The organism is Streptomyces sp. NPDC006879, assembly GCF_042869595.1.
In the GTDB taxonomy this organism is placed as follows: domain Bacteria; phylum Actinomycetota; class Actinomycetes; order Streptomycetales; family Streptomycetaceae; genus Streptomyces.
In genome coordinates this window covers 1-13,939 of sequence record NZ_JBIAGC010000035.1, presented here as the reverse complement: position 1 = coordinate 13,939, position 13,939 = coordinate 1, and the positions used below count along the sequence as shown (strand labels likewise).

Genomic DNA, 13,939 nt, shown 5'->3' with positions numbered 1-13,939 from the left:
GTCCGTAGCTGAGGATAGGCTCGGGCGCATGGCAGACATCGCGGTGATCGGCGCCGGCATGGGCGCAATGGCAGCGGCGGCCCGACTGGCAGTCGCGGGCCATCGGGTGACGGTCTTCGAGCGCTCCTCGGGCTACGGCGGGGCGCTCGACCGCTTCACACAGGACGGCTTCGCCTTCGACACCGGCCCCGGTTTGCTGCACCTGCCTGCCGTCTACCGCGACCTGTTCGTCAAGACCGGGAAGCGGCCCCTGGAAGACTGCGTGGAGATGGCACAGCTCGACCCGGGTGTCCGCCATGTGCTGGAAGGCGGTTTGGAGGTCACCCTGCCGGCCACTTCCCGCGGCGGGACAGTCACGGCCCTGGACGCCGCCTTCGGTGCGGGCTCGGGCGAGCGCTGGTCGGACTGTCTCAGCCGCGCCCGAAGCGCCTGGGACGCCACGCGACGGCCGTTGTTGGAGGAGCCGCTTCGGGCCGACTGGCAGACCCTGGGCGCCGACCCCTACCCGGCGGTGCGCAGGAGCGGCTTGCTGCGCCGGCGCCCGCCGACCTTGAGCGATATGGCGCGACGGGAGCTGGGAGGGCAGCTGGCGCAACTCATGGAGGGCCATCTGGTGGGGTACGGGGTGGACCCGCGCACCGCCCCCGCCTCGGCCGCGGTACTTCCCTACCTGGAGCAGACCTTCGGCAGTTGGTACCTGCGCGGCGGTAACCGCGCCCTGGCCACCGCGGTGTACGAGCGCTGCCGCGAGCGGGGGGTCACCTTCGTCTTCGGCGCCGAGGTCGCCGGCATCCGTGTGGAGGACAGCCGGGCAGTGGGTCTGACCCTGGCCGACGGCACCTCGGTGACGGCCTCACAGGTGCTCTTCGGCGTCGACCCCCGCCGCCTCCCGAGCCTGCTGCCCGCGGGGACCGGCTGGCTGCGGGCGGGCCACCTCGCTCCTGCGCCTGACAGTGCGACGAGCCGCTTCTCCCTCTTCCTGGCGCTGCGCGGTGCCAGACCGCGGGAAACGGTGCACCGCACGGTGGTCCACTCCCCCGACACGGGCGCCGAGTTCCGGGCGGTGCACCGCGGCGAGCCCTTCGACGCCCCCACGCTCACCGTGCTGCGCCCGGACGATCCGACGACCCGGCCCGACGAGGGCCATGAGGCGGTCACGCTCACCGCCACGGTCGCGCCCCAGGGCGTGTCGGACTGGCGGGACCCGGCCCTGGTCGAGCGCTGGACGCAGATCCTGATCCGGGCGGCACTACCCGCAGTCGCGGACCTGCGTGAGCGGCTGATGTGGCACCACGGGCACACGCCGGCCGACTTGGCGGAGGCCACCGGCTCCGTGGGCGGGTCCGTGGCGGCGCCCGCTCTCGCGGGAGCCGGCGGGCGGCTGCTGCACCCGGCCAACTCCACCCTGCTAGCCGGTCTTCACCTGGTCGGCGGGTGGTCGCACCCGGGCGGGGGTTTGGCGCACACCGGCATGTCCGGGGCCTTGGTGTCCGGGCTCATCGTGGAGGGCGAGGGGTTCCGGGGCTCTCAGTGACCGTCACGGGTCAGGAGCGGTACTGCTGGTACTCGCCGGTGCCCTGGTACGGATAGGCCTGGGGCTCCTGCGGGTAGCTGGCCGCCTGCTGCTCCTGGTCGGTGTCGTCCGGGTATTGGGTGTCCCGCTGCTGCGGGACCCAGACGCCGCCCGGCGGGGTGTCCATGGAGTACTGGGCGTAGGGGTCGGCGGCGGCGTACTGGTGTTGCCCGCTGGCGTAGTCCGTTCCGTAGTCGTAGCCGTAACCGTCGGTACCCGTGGTGCCGATGTACGGGTCGGAGTAGGCCGGGTAGGAGGGCGCGGCCTCGGCGCCGTGTCCGTAGGCGGTCGGGTCGTAGGCGGTCGGGTCGTAGGCGGTGTGGTCGTAGGCGGTGTGGTCGTAGGCGGTGTGGTCGTGGCCGCCGGGGTAGGCCCCCGTCGCATAGGGGTCCGTGGTGTGGTGCGTCGGCTGCTCGCCCTGGCCCGGGTAGCCGCTGGCCGGCTGCTGTGGATCGTGGTAGCGGTAGCCGGCGCTCGGGTCGCTGTGGTGAGCAGCAAGGGAACCGGCATCGGTGCCGTAGACACCGTAGGCGGAGGTCTCGTCGGGCATCGGCTGCGGAGTGTAGGCCGTCGACTCGGTGGGCCCCGTATAGGCGTGCTCACCACCGTGGCCGAACAACGACGGAACGCCTTGGGCGGGCGTGTTCGGGTACTCGTCGCCGTACTCCGCAGCCGCCGCGGGGTCGTATGCCCCCTGGGGCGTTACGGGCTCGGGAGCCTCCGGCTCCGGATCGTGGGCGGGCTCGGGGCGCGGTGCCGATTCCGTGCGGTCACGACCGGACTTGGCCGCTCCCTCTCGCCGGCGCCGACCGGCGGTGGATTTGCCCGCGGGCTCCGCTTCCTGGTCCCGTTTGCTGCCCACCGCCCAGCCCTTGGCGAACCCGCGGCGGAAGGAGAGGGTGACGAAGGTCTGGCCGACTGCGAAGGCCACGGAGCCCGCACCGATGACGAGGACGGAGTGCACCACCACCCCGGCGACCACTGCGAGGAAGCCGCCGAATGCGAGCAGCCGCCAGCGCAACCGCGCCTTGTACTGCAGCAACACCTCACCGAGCAGCCACAGCGCGACGAACCCGAACGCGACGTACAGGACCGTCCAGCCCATGCCTGGCCCCTCTCCCTCGGCCGCGCACTGGGGTACGGCCGGTCAGGCCCGCTGGTGCAGACCCAGATTCTCGTAGATCTCCAGAGTCGCCGTGGAGTTGTTGAGCGTGATGAAGTGCAGACCCGGCACTCCCTCGGACAGCAGCCGTGCGCAGAACTCCGTGGCGAACTCGATGCCAATGGAGCGTACAGCGGCCGGATCGTCCTTGACGTCGAGCATGCGCTCTTTCACTGCCTCGGGCAGCCGGGCGTTGCTGAGCTGCGGCAGTCGGTCGAGCTGCCGGATTCCGGTAACGGGCATGACCTCGGGGATGATCGGCGTCCGGCAACCGGCCGCCTCGACCCGGTCACGCAGTCGAAGATAGTTCTCCGGATCGAAGAACATCTGGGTGATCGCGTAGTCGGCACCGGCCCGACACTTGTCCACGAAGTGGCGGATGTCCGAGTCCCAGTCGACGGATCGCGGATGCATCTCGGGGAAGGCCGCGACCCCGACGCAGAAGTCCCCGGACTCCTTGATGAGCCGCACCAGGTCGGCGGCGTAGTGCACGCCCTCCGGGTGTGCGACCCAGTCGCCCATCGGATCGCCCGGCGGGTCGCCCCGCAGCGCGAGCATGTTGCGGATTCCGGCGTCGGCGTACTGGCCGAGCACGTTGCGCAGTTCGGCGACCGAGTGGTCGACGGCGGTGAGGTGCGCGACGGGCGTGAGGGTGGTGTCGGCGGCGATCTGCTGGGTGGCCTTGACGGTGCCGCCGCGGGTGGAGCCACCGGCTCCGTAGGTGACGGAGACGAAGCTGGGCGCGTGCGATTCGACCCGGCGCAGCGCGTTCCAGAGGTTCCGCTCTCCCTTCTCCGTCCGCGGCGCGTAGAACTCGAAGGAGTACGAGGTTCCGGACGCGAGGAGATCGCGGACCGTACGTGCACGGTCCGTCCGGGTGGAGGGGGTACCAAGGGCCATACCGGCAGGTTAGACAGTGCGCCGTCTCCCCCCAAGAAGCGTCCACTCCTCGGACAGAATTATGGACACTTTCGGGGAAGCAGCAGGCCAAAGGGCGGTACTGGTGCAAACGCCCAAGGGTCAGGAGCTACGCGCACGGACCCGCTTGGCGAGCTCGGCCGCTGCCGCACCAGGATCCTCGGCCTCAGTGACGGCCCGCACCACGACCACGCGGCTCGCACCGGCGTCCAACACCTGGTCGAGGTTGCCCGCGTCGATGCCGCCGATCGCGAACCACGGGCGGCCCTGGTCGAGGGAAGCCGCGTACCGAACCAGGTCCAGCCCAGGGGCGAACCGGCCCGGCTTGGTGGGCGTGGGCCAGCAGGGGCCGGTGCAGAAGTAGTCCACGCCCGCTTCCACCGCGGCGGCATCGACCTCGGCTTCGGCGTGCGTGGAGCGGCCGATGAGCACCCCCTCGCCGAGGATGGCCCGGGCGGCCGGCACGGGGATGTCACCCTGCCCGAGGTGCAACACCTCGGAGCCGATGGCGTGGGCCACGTCAGCGCGGTCGTTGACCGCGAGGAGCTTGCCGTGCCGACGGGCCGCTGCGGCGAACAGCTCCAAGTACTCCAGCTCCTCACCCGCCTCCATGCCCTTGTCACGCAGCTGGACGATGTCGACACCGCCCGCGAGAACGGCGTCGAGGAACTCGGGAAGGTCCCCCTGGCGCTTACGCGCGTCCGTGCACAGGTACAGCCGGGCGTCGGCGAGCCGGGCGCGCGGACCCGTCGAATGGGCGTCAGTGGCCATGGTTTCCCCCCTGGTGGCGGTGTACGGGCCCGGGCAGCCGGCCCCGTACACCGTGGATCGGATCGGATCAGACGGCGAGCGCCTGGGCGCGGCGCTTCACCTCCGTGCCGCGATTCTCACCCAGGGCCTGGGCGGGGGTCCCCGGCAGGGTCGGGTCCTCCGTGAAGAGCCACTCCAGCATCTCCTCGTCGGTGAAACCGTCGTCCCGGAGCAGGGTCAGGGTGCCGACTAGGCCCTTGACCACCTTGTCGCCTGCGATGAAGGCGGCCGGCACCTGGAGGGCGCGGTTCTCGCCCCGGCGGACGGCGATGAGCTGGCCTTCCTTGACCAGCTGGCGGACTCGCGTCACTTCGACGTCGAGCATCTCCGCGATGTCGGGGAGGTAGAGCCACTCGGGTACGAGCGCTTCGATCTTTGCGTCAATCTCGGTCACGGGACAAGCCTGCCATTTCCCGCCGACAGTCGGTACCCGGGCTACTCCCGACCCCGGCCCCGGATAGTCGCGCCGCAGGTCACAGGGCCGCTGACTTGAGCGGGACACCGAGGTCAGCCGTTCGGGCCGGGTCCATCCGGCTGTTCGCCTCGATGAGCTTGCGCCCCTGCGCCAGGTCCCGGGGACGACCCACGGCGAGCACCGCGCGCAGGATCTGGTCACGCAACCAGCACACCGACCAGTTGGGCCCGGCCGGGTCGCCGCGCCACACGAGCGCGTCCGCGTCGCCGTGGTGGCCGGCGTACTGGACGAAGCGCCCGAACTGCTCGGACCAGAAGTACGGCACCGGGTCGTACACCGGGGCCGGCTCCCCGGCCTCGTCGGCCAGGATCACGGCGGCGACGGTCCTCGGGCCGCTGAGGGCGTTGTCCCAGTGGTGGACCAGGAGCCGCTGCCCGTAGCGCGCGGAGGGGAAGGAAGCGCAGTCCCCGACCGCGTACACCCCGGGAAGGTTGGTGCGCAGATGGCCGTCGGCGGTGACGGCTCCGTCGGGGTCGAGCGCGAGGCCGGAACCCGCGAGCCAGCTCGTGGCGGGGCGGGCCCCGATCCCGACGACCACGGCGTCGGCGGGTAGCACGGCGCCGCCGGCGAGGGTCACGGAGCCGGACTGGATGCGCTCCACGGGGGAATCGGTCAGCAGCCGGGCCCCAGCCTCCTCGTACCAGCGGCTCATCGGGGCGGTGACCTGGGCGGGCAGCGCCTGGGCGAGCGGTCGGCCGGCGGCTTCGACCACGGTCACCCGGCAGCCGGCCGCGCGGGCGGCAGTGGTGAATTCGGCGCCGATCCAGCCGGCGCCGACGACCACCAGATCACGCTTGTCCGCCAGGACCGGCCGTAGTCGTTCGGCGTCGTCGAGGGTGCGCAGCAGGTGGACGCCCGGGACGCCGGCGCTGCCCGGGAGCGCGAGGGGGGTGGCGCCGGTGGCGACGACCAGTACGTCGTAGGGGACCGGACCCGCCGGCGTGTCGAGCTCATGGTCAGCGGACCGTAGCCCGGTGACGTCGGTGCCCAGCCGGAGGTCTACGGCGAGGGCGTCGAAGTCGACTTCGAAGGCCGATCCCTCCGCCTCGCCCAGCAGCACGGCCTTGGACAGCGGGGGGCGGTCGTAGGGCTGATGGGGCTCGGCGCCCAGCAGGGTCACCGGCCCGCCCCAGCCCTGTTCCCGCAGGGCCACGGCGGTCTGCACGCCGGCCATCCCGGCGCCGACGATGACGACCCGGGAGCGGTTCCCGGCTGGTCCGGCCTGAATCTGCTGCTCGCTCACGGAGCCCACCCTAAACTCCTGACGGACCGTCATGGGCGAGGGTGTCCGCACCGGGGATCCGCGCCCACCGCAGACGCCCACCGCCGCCGCACCCGCCGCTCCGCAGGTCGTCCCCCGCAGAGCGGCCTACCCGCGCCCAGGGGCGGAGGTTAGGCTGACTGCCGTTACCCATCGCGGGAGCCCGGGCGCACCGGGCTGAGAGGGAGGCTGGACGGCCTCCGACCGTACGAACCTGATCCGGGTCATGCCGGCGAAGGGAGGGGCTGGACGCCCATGCACGCATCCACCCAGAAGGGCCCCGGTGGTCGGAGCCACGAGGTCCTCGTCATCGGCGGCGGGATCATCGGACTGGTCACCGCCTGGCGAGCCGCTCAGCGCGGTCTGCACACCGCGGTCGTCGACCCGACGCCCGGCGGCGGCGCCGCCCACGTCGCAGCAGGCATGCTCGCGGCGGTCACCGAACTCCACTACGGTGAGGAGACCCTGCTCGGGCTGAACCTCGAATCAGCACGCCGCTATCCCGACTTCGCCGCCGAGCTCGCGGACACGACCGGCCAGGACATCGGCTTCCGCCCGAGCGGAACCCTCGCCGTGGCCCTGGACTCCGACGACCGCCTCCACCTGCGCGACCTCCACGCGCTACAACGCCGCTGCGGACTGGAGTCGACGTGGCTGACCGGCCGCGAATGCCGACGCCTGGAGCCCATGCTCGCCCCCGGCGTCCGGGGCGGACTACGCGTGGACGCGGACCACCAGGTGGACCCGCGCAGACTTGCAGCAGCCCTGGTCACCGCCTGCGAGCGGGCCGGCGTGCTCTTCCACCGGGCCCCGGTGTCGCGCCTGCGGGTGGAGCGCGACCGGGCGGCCGGCGCCGTACTGGGCGAAGGCTCCCTACACGACGGCGCCCCCGCGGGGGGCGTGGAACTGGCCGCCGACCAGACGGTCCTGGCGGCCGGCAGTCTCAGCGGCCAGATCGACGGACTACCCCCCGAGGCCAAACCGCCGATCCGCCCCGTCAAGGGCCAGGTGCTAAGGCTCCAGGTGCCGCCGGCGTACGCGCCCTTCCTCTCGCGCACCGTGCGGGCCGTGGTCCGCGGCGGCCACGTCTACCTCGTTCCCCGGGAGAACGGCGAGTTGGTACTCGGCGCCACCAGCGAGGAACTCGGCTGGGACACCACCGTCACAGCAGGCGGCGTGTACGAACTGCTGCGCGACGCCCACGAACTGGTCCCCGGCATCACCGAGCTGCCCCTCACCGAGACCCGAGCTGGCCTGCGCCCCGGGTCCCCCGACAACGCCCCCCTGCTCGGCCCCAGCGAGCTACCGGGACTGCATCTGGCCACCGGCCACTACCGCAACGGCGTCCTGCTGACCCCACTGACCGGAGAACTGCTGGCGGCCGTGCTGTCCACCGGGGAACTCCCCGCGCTGGCCCGCCCCTTCAGTCCCCGCCGGTTCCGCACCGGCCTCCCCTCGCCCACCACGGTCAACGACGCACCCGCCCGCCAGCAGCAGCCAGCCTGACGTCTTCCCCTCCCTCTGAAGGGAGGGGATTCCTTCCCTCGCGGGTCGGGCTTTCTGCTTCGTCGACCGCTGCCCTTCGGAGGAACCTCGTTGGGGTCTCACACCGCCTCCACAGACTGTCACCGCCAGTCCGGCGGCCGGAGTGTTCTTCGCCGCGTTGACGTCCCGGTCATGGGTCGTCCCGCGGTCACACGCCCAAGCGCGGACGTCGAGCGGCTCCGTCATCTTCGCCAGCGTCAGACGGCCGTCCCGTCACAAACTGCATGCGCGTGTTGTGAACAACATCCTGCCTGTCCAGACACCGCGCACCGCCCAGAGGGCGAACCCACAGCACGACGCCCCACTCCGCCGGAGCTTCGATTCCACCCCCACCTCAAGGCGGGGCCATCCACGAAGGAGTCCAGATGACCTCCCCCACCATGACCGTCTCCGTCAACGGAGAGTCGCGCGCACTCCCCGACCGCGCCACCTTGGAGCACCTCGTCCGCGACCTGACCCCGGCCCGTTCGGGCGTGGCCGCCGCCGTGAACGAGACCGTGGTACCCCGCGGACGTTGGGCGACCACCCGACTTGGCGAGGGCGACCGGGTCGAGATCCTCACCGCGGTCCAGGGAGGCTGACCATGTCGCAAGACACCTTCCTGCTCGGCGGTACCGCCTTCTCCTCACGGCTGATCATGGGGACCGGCGGGGCGCCCAGCCTGGACGTACTCGAACGCGCACTGGTGGCCTCCGGCACCGAGCTGACCACCGTCGCCATGCGAAGGCTCGACCCCGCCGTTCAGGGATCGGTGCTGTCCGTGCTCTCCCGGCTCGGCATACGCGTACTCCCGAACACGGCCGGCTGCTTCACCGCCGGCGAAGCGGTGCTCACCGCCCGCCTGGCCCGCGAGGCGCTGGAAACCGACTGGATCAAATTGGAGGTCGTCGCGGACGAGCGGACCCTGCTCCCGGACCCGGTGGAACTCCTCGACGCCGCCGAAACCCTCGTCGACGACGGCTTCACCGTGTTGCCCTACACCAACGACGATCCGGTGCTCGCCCGCAAGCTTCAGGACGTGGGCTGCGCGGCCGTGATGCCCCTGGGGTCCCCCATCGGCTCCGGCCTCGGCATCCGCAATCCGCACAACTTCCAGCTGATCACCGAGCGGGCCACGGTACCGGTGATCCTGGACGCCGGTGCCGGCACGGCCTCGGACGCCGCGCTGGCCATGGAGCTCGGCTGCGCGGCCGTCATGCTGGCGTCCGCCGTCACCCGCGCCCAGGAACCGGTCCTGATGGCGGAGGCCATGCGGCACGCGGTGGCCGCGGGCCGGCTCGCCCACCAGGCCGGACGCATACCCCGGCGCCACTTTGCCGAGGCCTCCTCCCCCGTAGTCGGCCGAGCGGCTCTCGACCCCGAGCGCCCGGCCTTCTGACCAGCTCGAACGTCACAGCTGCGCTGCGAGCGGACACGAGCGGGCCGGTGCGGCGCGCGGCGCTCGTAGACTCTCTGCGTGGACACGACCCTTGAAGACCCTCTCGTCGGGCGGCTCCTCGACGGGCGCTATCGCATCGAGGCGCGCATCGCGGTGGGCGGCATGGCCACGGTCTACCGGGCCGTGGACATCCGCCTCGACCGGGTACTCGCCCTGAAGGTGATGCACCCGGCGCTGGCCGCCGACGCCGTCTTCGTCGACCGTTTCATCCGCGAGGCGAAGTCCGTGGCGCGGCTCGACCACGCCAATGTGGTGGCCGTCTTCGACCAGGGCACCGCCGGCGGCTACGTCTACCTCGCCATGGAGTACGTCTCCGGGTGCACCCTTCGCGACGTGCTGCGTGAGCGAGGGGCGCTCCAGCCCCGCGCCACCTTGGACATCCTGGAACCCATCCTGGCCGCGCTGGGCGCCGCGCACCGGGCCGGCTTCGTCCACCGCGACATGAAGCCCGAGAACGTACTGATCGGTGACGACGGCCGGGTCAAGGTGGCCGACTTCGGCCTGGTCCGCTCCGTGGACTCGGCCACCCAGAGCACCGGCGCGCTCCTTGGGACCGTCTCCTACCTGGCACCCGAGCAGATCGAGAACGGCGCCACCGACACCCGCGTAGACGTCTACGCGTGCGGCGTGGTCCTGTACGAGATGCTCACGGGCGCCAAACCACACGCCGGCGGCAGCCCCGCCCAGGTGCTCTACCAGCATCTGAACGAGGACGTCCCGCCCCCGTCGGCCGTCGTTCCCGGGCTTCCCGCGGACCTCGACGAGTTGGTGGCGGCGGCGACCGCCCGCAATCCCGAACTGCGCCCGCACGACGCGGTGGCCCTGCTCGCCCGTTCCCGTGAGGCCCGCGCCGCGCTCAGCGACGCACAGCTGGATGCGCTACCACCGCAAGCCAGAGCGGTAGCGCGGGACGGCACGGAGGACCGGACGAGCGTGATCCCGCGCGCCCTGCCCGTGGGCGGTCCACCCCAGCAGGCGGCGCCACCGACGACCGCCGGCCTCCAGCAGACCAGCCGTTTCGAACGCCCGCCGGTGCCGGCTCCCACCGGCCCCGGCGCCCGCTCCGCCCGCCGGCCCGGCCTCTTCCCGCTGCGCCGCGGAGCATCCCTGGCCATCGCGGCGGTGCTGTTGGTCCTGGGGCTCTCCGGTGGAGTCTGGTACATCAGCGCGGGCCAGTTCACCCGGGTCCCGAGCCTGCTCGGCAAGAGCGAGGCACAGGCCCGGGAGCGACTCTCGCAGGCCGGGCTCGGTGTCCGGCGCGTCGAGGAAGCCTTCAGCGACAGTTTCGACCGCGGCACGGTCATGTCCAGCGATCCGGCAAGTGGCCAACGCATCCGCGGCAACGGCTCGGTGACACTCACCATCTCGCGCGGCCCGAAGATCGTCTCCGTGCCGAGGGTCACCGGCCGCCCCCTGGCAGACGCGAAACGCGAGCTGACCGAGGCTGGTCTGGCCCCCGGGATCGTGACCGAGGCCTTCAGCGACACCATCACCCAGGGCTCGGTCATCAGCACCGACCCCACGGCGGGCGAGCGCCGGGCCCCCGACACGGCCGTGGCGCTCGTCGTCAGCAAGGGCGCACCGGTCGAGATGCCGTCCGCACTCGGCACGGACGTCGATGAGGCCCGCGCCGCACTCCAGGACCAGGGCTTCACGGTGCGCATCGCGCCCGAGCGGGTCAACTCGGCGCAGCCGCAGGGCACGGTCGCCGAGCAGTCGCCCGCCGCCGGGACCCAGGTCGCCCGTGGCGACACCGTCACTCTCACCGTGTCCAAGGGGCCGCGCCAGGTCCCGGTGCCCGAGGTGGTCGGCCAGGACGTCAAGGACGCCCGCCGCGCCCTGGAGGACGCGGGCTTCAAGGTGAAGGTGGAGCGTCCCTTCCTGTCCTTCAGCAACACCGTCGCCAGCCAGTCCGTACCGGCCGGCAACGAGGCTCCGGAAGGCAGCACCATCACGATCAGGACCCGAGGACTGTGACCACGCGCACCGCCACCGACCACGCACGGGCCCTCCCAGGTCCGGCGCCCACCGCCCGCCGCAGTGGACGCGACCGCAACCCGGTGGGAGGGCACGTACCCGTAGCCGGTGGCCTGGCCAGGACGGGACTGCCCTATGCCAGGCAGATGGGTGCGGAGGTGCTCCAGGTCTTCGTGGCCAATCCACGCGGATGGGCGACCCCCGGGGGGAACCCCGCACAGGACGAGTTGTTCAAGGAGGCCTGTGCGGCCGAGTCCATGCCGGTGTACGTGCACGCCCCGTACCTGATCAACTTCGGCTCCCACACCGAGGCCACGGTGGAGAGGTCCGTCCTCTCGCTGCGGCATTCGCTGCGGCGGGGACGGGAGATCGGTGCACTCGGCGTCGTCGTCCACACCGGTTCGGCGACCGGTGGCCGCCCGCGAAGCGAGGCCCTGGCTCAGGTACGGGAGCGGCTGCTGCCGCTGTTGGACGAACTCACCGAGGACGACGACCCGTTCCTGCTCCTGGAGTCGACCGCCGGACAGGGCTCTTCGCTGTGTGCACGCACCTGGGACTTCGGCCCGTACTTCGAAGCCCTGGACTCCCATCCCAAGCTCGGGGTCTGCCTTGACACCTGCCACGTCTTCGCGGCCGGGCACGATCTGGCCCCGCCTGGTGGCATGACCCGGACTCTGGACCTGCTCCTCGACACGGTGGGCGGGGGACGGCTGAAGCTGGTGCACGCCAACGACTCCCAGGAGGGCGTCGGTTCGCACCGCGACCGGCACGCGAACATCGGCTCCGGCCGGATCGGCGCGGATGCCTTCGGTGAGCTGTTGGCCCACCCGGCGACCCACGGGGTACCACTGGTCATCGAGACTCCGGGCGGTACGGCGGGGCACGCGGCCGACGTGGCCCGGCTCAAGGAGTTGCGCAAGGGCGGCTGAGCCGCCGCGGGCCTACAGCTCGGGGCCGTCTCCCGGCTCCTCCTGATAGGAGTAGCGCTGCTCGCTCCAGGCCTCGCCGATGTTGTGGTACCCGCGCTCCTCCCAGAACCCGCGGCGGTCGGCGGTCATGTACTCGATGCCGCGCACCCACTTGGGGCCCTTCCAGGCGTACAGGTGCGGGACCACGAGCCGGAGGGGGAAACCGTGTTCCGCGGTGAGCGGTTCGCCGCCCTTGTGGCTGGCGAAGATCGTGCGATCGGCGAGGAAGTCCGACAGCCGCAGGTTCGAGCTGAAGCCGTACTCGGCCCAGACCATGACATGGGTGGCCTCGGGGGCTGGCGGAGCCAGTTCGACCACGGTGCGGGCGAGCACCCCACCCCATTCGGCCCCGAGCATGCTGAACTTCGTGACGCAGTGCAGGTCGGCGAGGACGGTGGAGAACGGCAGGGAAGCGAACGCCTCGTGGTCCCAGCAGCGCTTGTCGCCGTCGGCGGTCGCCCCGAAGACCCGGAACTCCCAGCGATCCGGCTTGAACTTGGGCACCGGACCGTAGTGCGTCACCGGCCAACCGCGCTGCAGCCGCTGTCCCGGAGGAAGCTCCAGCTGCTCTGCTCCCGGAGATTCCCGGCTTTCCGGCTGACCCATGACTCCATGGTGACAGACGAGAGCAGGTGGTCATGACCAGGCCTCCGTCGATTCGGGCAACTCCCACTAAGCATGCACTTACTGGACGCGCTTGGGTGGCGGTGCGAGGATGCGCGCACCTGCCCAGTCACACGCTTGGAAGGAGCCTCTGCGATGCAGGGCGACCCCGAGGTCCTTGAGTTTCTGAACGAACAGCTCACCGGTGAGCTCACGGCGATCAACCAGTACTGGTTGCACTACCGCATCCAGGACAACAAGGGCTGGACAAAGCTCGCCAAGTACACCCGCGAAGAGTCCATCGATGAGATGAAGCACGCGGACAAGCTCACCGAGCGCATCCTCATGCTGGACGGGCTACCGAACTACCAGCGGCTGTTCCACGTCCGGGTCGGCCAGACGCTCACGGAGATGTTCCAGGCCGACCGGCAGGTCGAGGTGGAGGCGATCGACCGGCTCAAGCGGGGCATCGAGGTGATGCGCGCAAAGGGCGACTTCACTTCCGCCAACCTCTTCGAGGAGATCCTCGCCGACGAGGAGCACCACATCGACTACCTCGACACCCAGCTCGAACTCATCGAGAGCCTGGGTGAGCCGCTGTACATCGCCCAGCTGATCGAGCAGCCGGAGTAGGGATCAGGCGACCTTGGCGAGCTGCGGGTCCGCGGCGAGCGCGGTGGTCGCACCGCCTTGTTCCAGAAGCTCCCGACGGGGGCAGGCGCCCCGGCCCAGCAGACCCTGGATCCGGCGCACGCAGGAACCGCAGTCGGTGCCGGCCTTCGTGGCCGAAGCTATGTGGCGGGGGGTGCAGGCTCCCGCTTCCGCGTGTTCCTTCACCTGCTTCTCGGTGATACCGAAGCATGAGCAGACGTACACGCGGTCACCTCCCGGCCTGGGTGTTCGGTGGGAGCCTCGCCACCTTGCCGGTGAGGCTAACCTAACCTTACCCGGTGGCTCGCAGGGGCGAAAGTCCCACAGACGACGGTGGGGCGCGGATCACATCGATCCGCGCCCCACCTTCGTAGGAACACGCCTAGTACTGCAACCGCATGTGGGGGTCGTGGCCTCGGCGTTGGTAGTGGCATCGGCGGGCTCGGGCCTGGCTGCGGCGTCAGAAGTGTGACCAGTGCAGACGGTGCTCGTTGCTGTGGCAGCGGGGCGTGACGACAACGTGCCCGATCATCCGGCGGATTTCCGGGACGCTGAGGG

Annotated in this window: 14 protein-coding genes, 1 pseudogene and 1 riboswitch; of the genes and pseudogenes, 7 read left to right on the top strand and 8 right to left on the bottom strand. The window is 71.1% G+C overall.

The window, feature by feature from the left end; all coding sequences use genetic code 11:
• The first annotated feature begins 28 nt into the window (after positions 1-28).
• Complete coding sequence (locus tag ACFYMC_RS22485; RefSeq protein ID WP_388528162.1) at positions 29-1,534, top strand: phytoene desaturase family protein; 1,506 nt, start codon at positions 29-31, stop codon at positions 1,532-1,534.
• A gap of 10 nt (positions 1,535-1,544) precedes the next feature.
• On the opposite strand, the gene ACFYMC_RS22480 is transcribed toward ACFYMC_RS22485, so the two are convergent.
• From ACFYMC_RS22480 to ACFYMC_RS22460, 5 genes are all read right to left on the bottom strand, one after another.
• On the bottom strand, positions 1,545-2,678 hold the full coding sequence (locus tag ACFYMC_RS22480) for a hypothetical protein (protein WP_388528160.1): 1,134 nt from the start codon (positions 2,676-2,678) through the stop codon (positions 1,545-1,547).
• 42 nt (positions 2,679-2,720) lie between these two features.
• Entirely contained in the window at positions 2,721-3,635 is a 915-nt protein-coding gene (gene metF / locus ACFYMC_RS22475) for a methylenetetrahydrofolate reductase [NAD(P)H] (RefSeq protein WP_388528158.1), read from the bottom strand.
• 120 nt (positions 3,636-3,755) lie between these two features.
• Positions 3,756-4,424, bottom strand: coding sequence for a thiamine phosphate synthase (gene thiE / locus ACFYMC_RS22470; RefSeq protein ID WP_388528156.1), 669 nt, complete (start codon positions 4,422-4,424; stop codon positions 3,756-3,758).
• 67 nt (positions 4,425-4,491) lie between these two features.
• Positions 4,492-4,857: an Rv2175c family DNA-binding protein gene (locus tag ACFYMC_RS22465; RefSeq protein WP_388528154.1), complete on the bottom strand. Its 366-nt coding sequence runs from the start codon at positions 4,855-4,857 to the stop codon at positions 4,492-4,494.
• Positions 4,858-4,936: 79 nt separating this feature from the next.
• Positions 4,937-6,181: an NAD(P)/FAD-dependent oxidoreductase gene (locus tag ACFYMC_RS22460; protein ID WP_388528153.1), complete on the bottom strand. Its 1,245-nt coding sequence runs from the start codon at positions 6,179-6,181 to the stop codon at positions 4,937-4,939.
• A gap of 163 nt (positions 6,182-6,344) precedes the next feature.
• Positions 6,345-6,457: riboswitch (TPP riboswitch) on the top strand.
• On the opposite strand from ACFYMC_RS22460, the gene thiO reads away from it, so the two are divergent.
• Positions 6,455-7,705 carry a glycine oxidase ThiO gene (gene thiO / locus ACFYMC_RS22455; protein ID WP_388528151.1) on the top strand — a complete coding sequence of 417 codons (1,251 nt, stop codon included), beginning with the start codon at positions 6,455-6,457 and terminating at the stop codon, positions 7,703-7,705. (Overlaps the previous riboswitch by 3 nt.)
• Positions 7,706-7,738: 33 nt before the next feature.
• Here the strand turns inward: thiO and ACFYMC_RS22450 are convergent.
• A pseudogene (locus ACFYMC_RS22450) lies at positions 7,739-7,921 on the bottom strand (RNA-guided endonuclease TnpB family protein); the annotation flags it as partial.
• Positions 7,922-8,109: 188 nt separating this feature from the next.
• On the opposite strand from ACFYMC_RS22450, the gene thiS reads away from it, so the two are divergent.
• The 4 genes from thiS to ACFYMC_RS22430 all read left to right on the top strand — a co-directional run bounded on the left by thiS (position 8,110) and on the right by ACFYMC_RS22430 (position 12,088).
• Positions 8,110-8,325, top strand: a complete 216-nt coding sequence (thiS, locus tag ACFYMC_RS22445; protein ID WP_388528149.1) for a sulfur carrier protein ThiS — start codon at positions 8,110-8,112, stop codon at positions 8,323-8,325.
• 2 nt (positions 8,326-8,327) lie between these two features.
• A complete protein-coding gene (locus tag ACFYMC_RS22440; protein WP_388528147.1) occupies positions 8,328-9,122 on the top strand; it encodes a thiazole synthase in 795 nt (264 codons plus the stop codon).
• A gap of 78 nt (positions 9,123-9,200) precedes the next feature.
• Positions 9,201-11,159: a Stk1 family PASTA domain-containing Ser/Thr kinase gene (gene pknB / locus ACFYMC_RS22435; RefSeq protein WP_388528145.1), complete on the top strand. Its 1,959-nt coding sequence runs from the start codon at positions 9,201-9,203 to the stop codon at positions 11,157-11,159.
• Between the two features lie 83 nt (positions 11,160-11,242).
• Complete coding sequence (locus ACFYMC_RS22430) at positions 11,243-12,088, top strand: deoxyribonuclease IV (RefSeq protein ID WP_388528237.1); 846 nt, start codon at positions 11,243-11,245, stop codon at positions 12,086-12,088.
• Positions 12,089-12,100: 12 nt separating this feature from the next.
• Here the strand turns inward: ACFYMC_RS22430 and ACFYMC_RS22425 are convergent, their stop codons facing one another.
• A complete protein-coding gene (locus tag ACFYMC_RS22425; protein WP_388528143.1) occupies positions 12,101-12,733 on the bottom strand; it encodes a sulfite oxidase-like oxidoreductase in 633 nt (210 codons plus the stop codon).
• Between the two features lie 153 nt (positions 12,734-12,886).
• Here ACFYMC_RS22425 and bfr point away from each other — a divergent pair, with 153 nt between their 5' ends.
• Positions 12,887-13,363 carry a bacterioferritin gene (gene bfr, locus ACFYMC_RS22420; RefSeq protein ID WP_388528142.1) on the top strand — a complete coding sequence of 159 codons (477 nt, stop codon included), beginning with the start codon at positions 12,887-12,889 and terminating at the stop codon, positions 13,361-13,363.
• Positions 13,364-13,366: 3 nt separating this feature from the next.
• On the opposite strand, the gene ACFYMC_RS22415 is transcribed toward bfr, so the two are convergent.
• Complete coding sequence (locus ACFYMC_RS22415; protein WP_388528141.1) at positions 13,367-13,606, bottom strand: bacterioferritin-associated ferredoxin; 240 nt, start codon at positions 13,604-13,606, stop codon at positions 13,367-13,369.
• Positions 13,607-13,939: the final 333 nt, after the last annotated feature.

Coding starts and splice junctions, on each gene's coding strand:
- ACFYMC_RS22485 (WP_388528162.1), top strand. CDS start 29: ATGGCAGACATCGCGGTGATCGGCGCCGGCATGGGCGCAATGGCAGCG.
- ACFYMC_RS22480 (WP_388528160.1), bottom strand. CDS start 2,678: ATGGGCTGGACGGTCCTGTACGTCGCGTTCGGGTTCGTCGCGCTGTGG.
- metF (WP_388528158.1), bottom strand. CDS start 3,635: ATGGCCCTTGGTACCCCCTCCACCCGGACGGACCGTGCACGTACGGTC.
- thiE (WP_388528156.1), bottom strand. CDS start 4,424: ATGGCCACTGACGCCCATTCGACGGGTCCGCGCGCCCGGCTCGCCGAC.
- thiO (WP_388528151.1), top strand. CDS start 6,455: ATGCACGCATCCACCCAGAAGGGCCCCGGTGGTCGGAGCCACGAGGTC.
- thiS (WP_388528149.1), top strand. CDS start 8,110: ATGACCTCCCCCACCATGACCGTCTCCGTCAACGGAGAGTCGCGCGCA.
- ACFYMC_RS22440 (WP_388528147.1), top strand. CDS start 8,328: ATGTCGCAAGACACCTTCCTGCTCGGCGGTACCGCCTTCTCCTCACGG.
- ACFYMC_RS22425 (WP_388528143.1), bottom strand. CDS start 12,733: ATGGGTCAGCCGGAAAGCCGGGAATCTCCGGGAGCAGAGCAGCTGGAG.
- bfr (WP_388528142.1), top strand. CDS start 12,887: ATGCAGGGCGACCCCGAGGTCCTTGAGTTTCTGAACGAACAGCTCACC.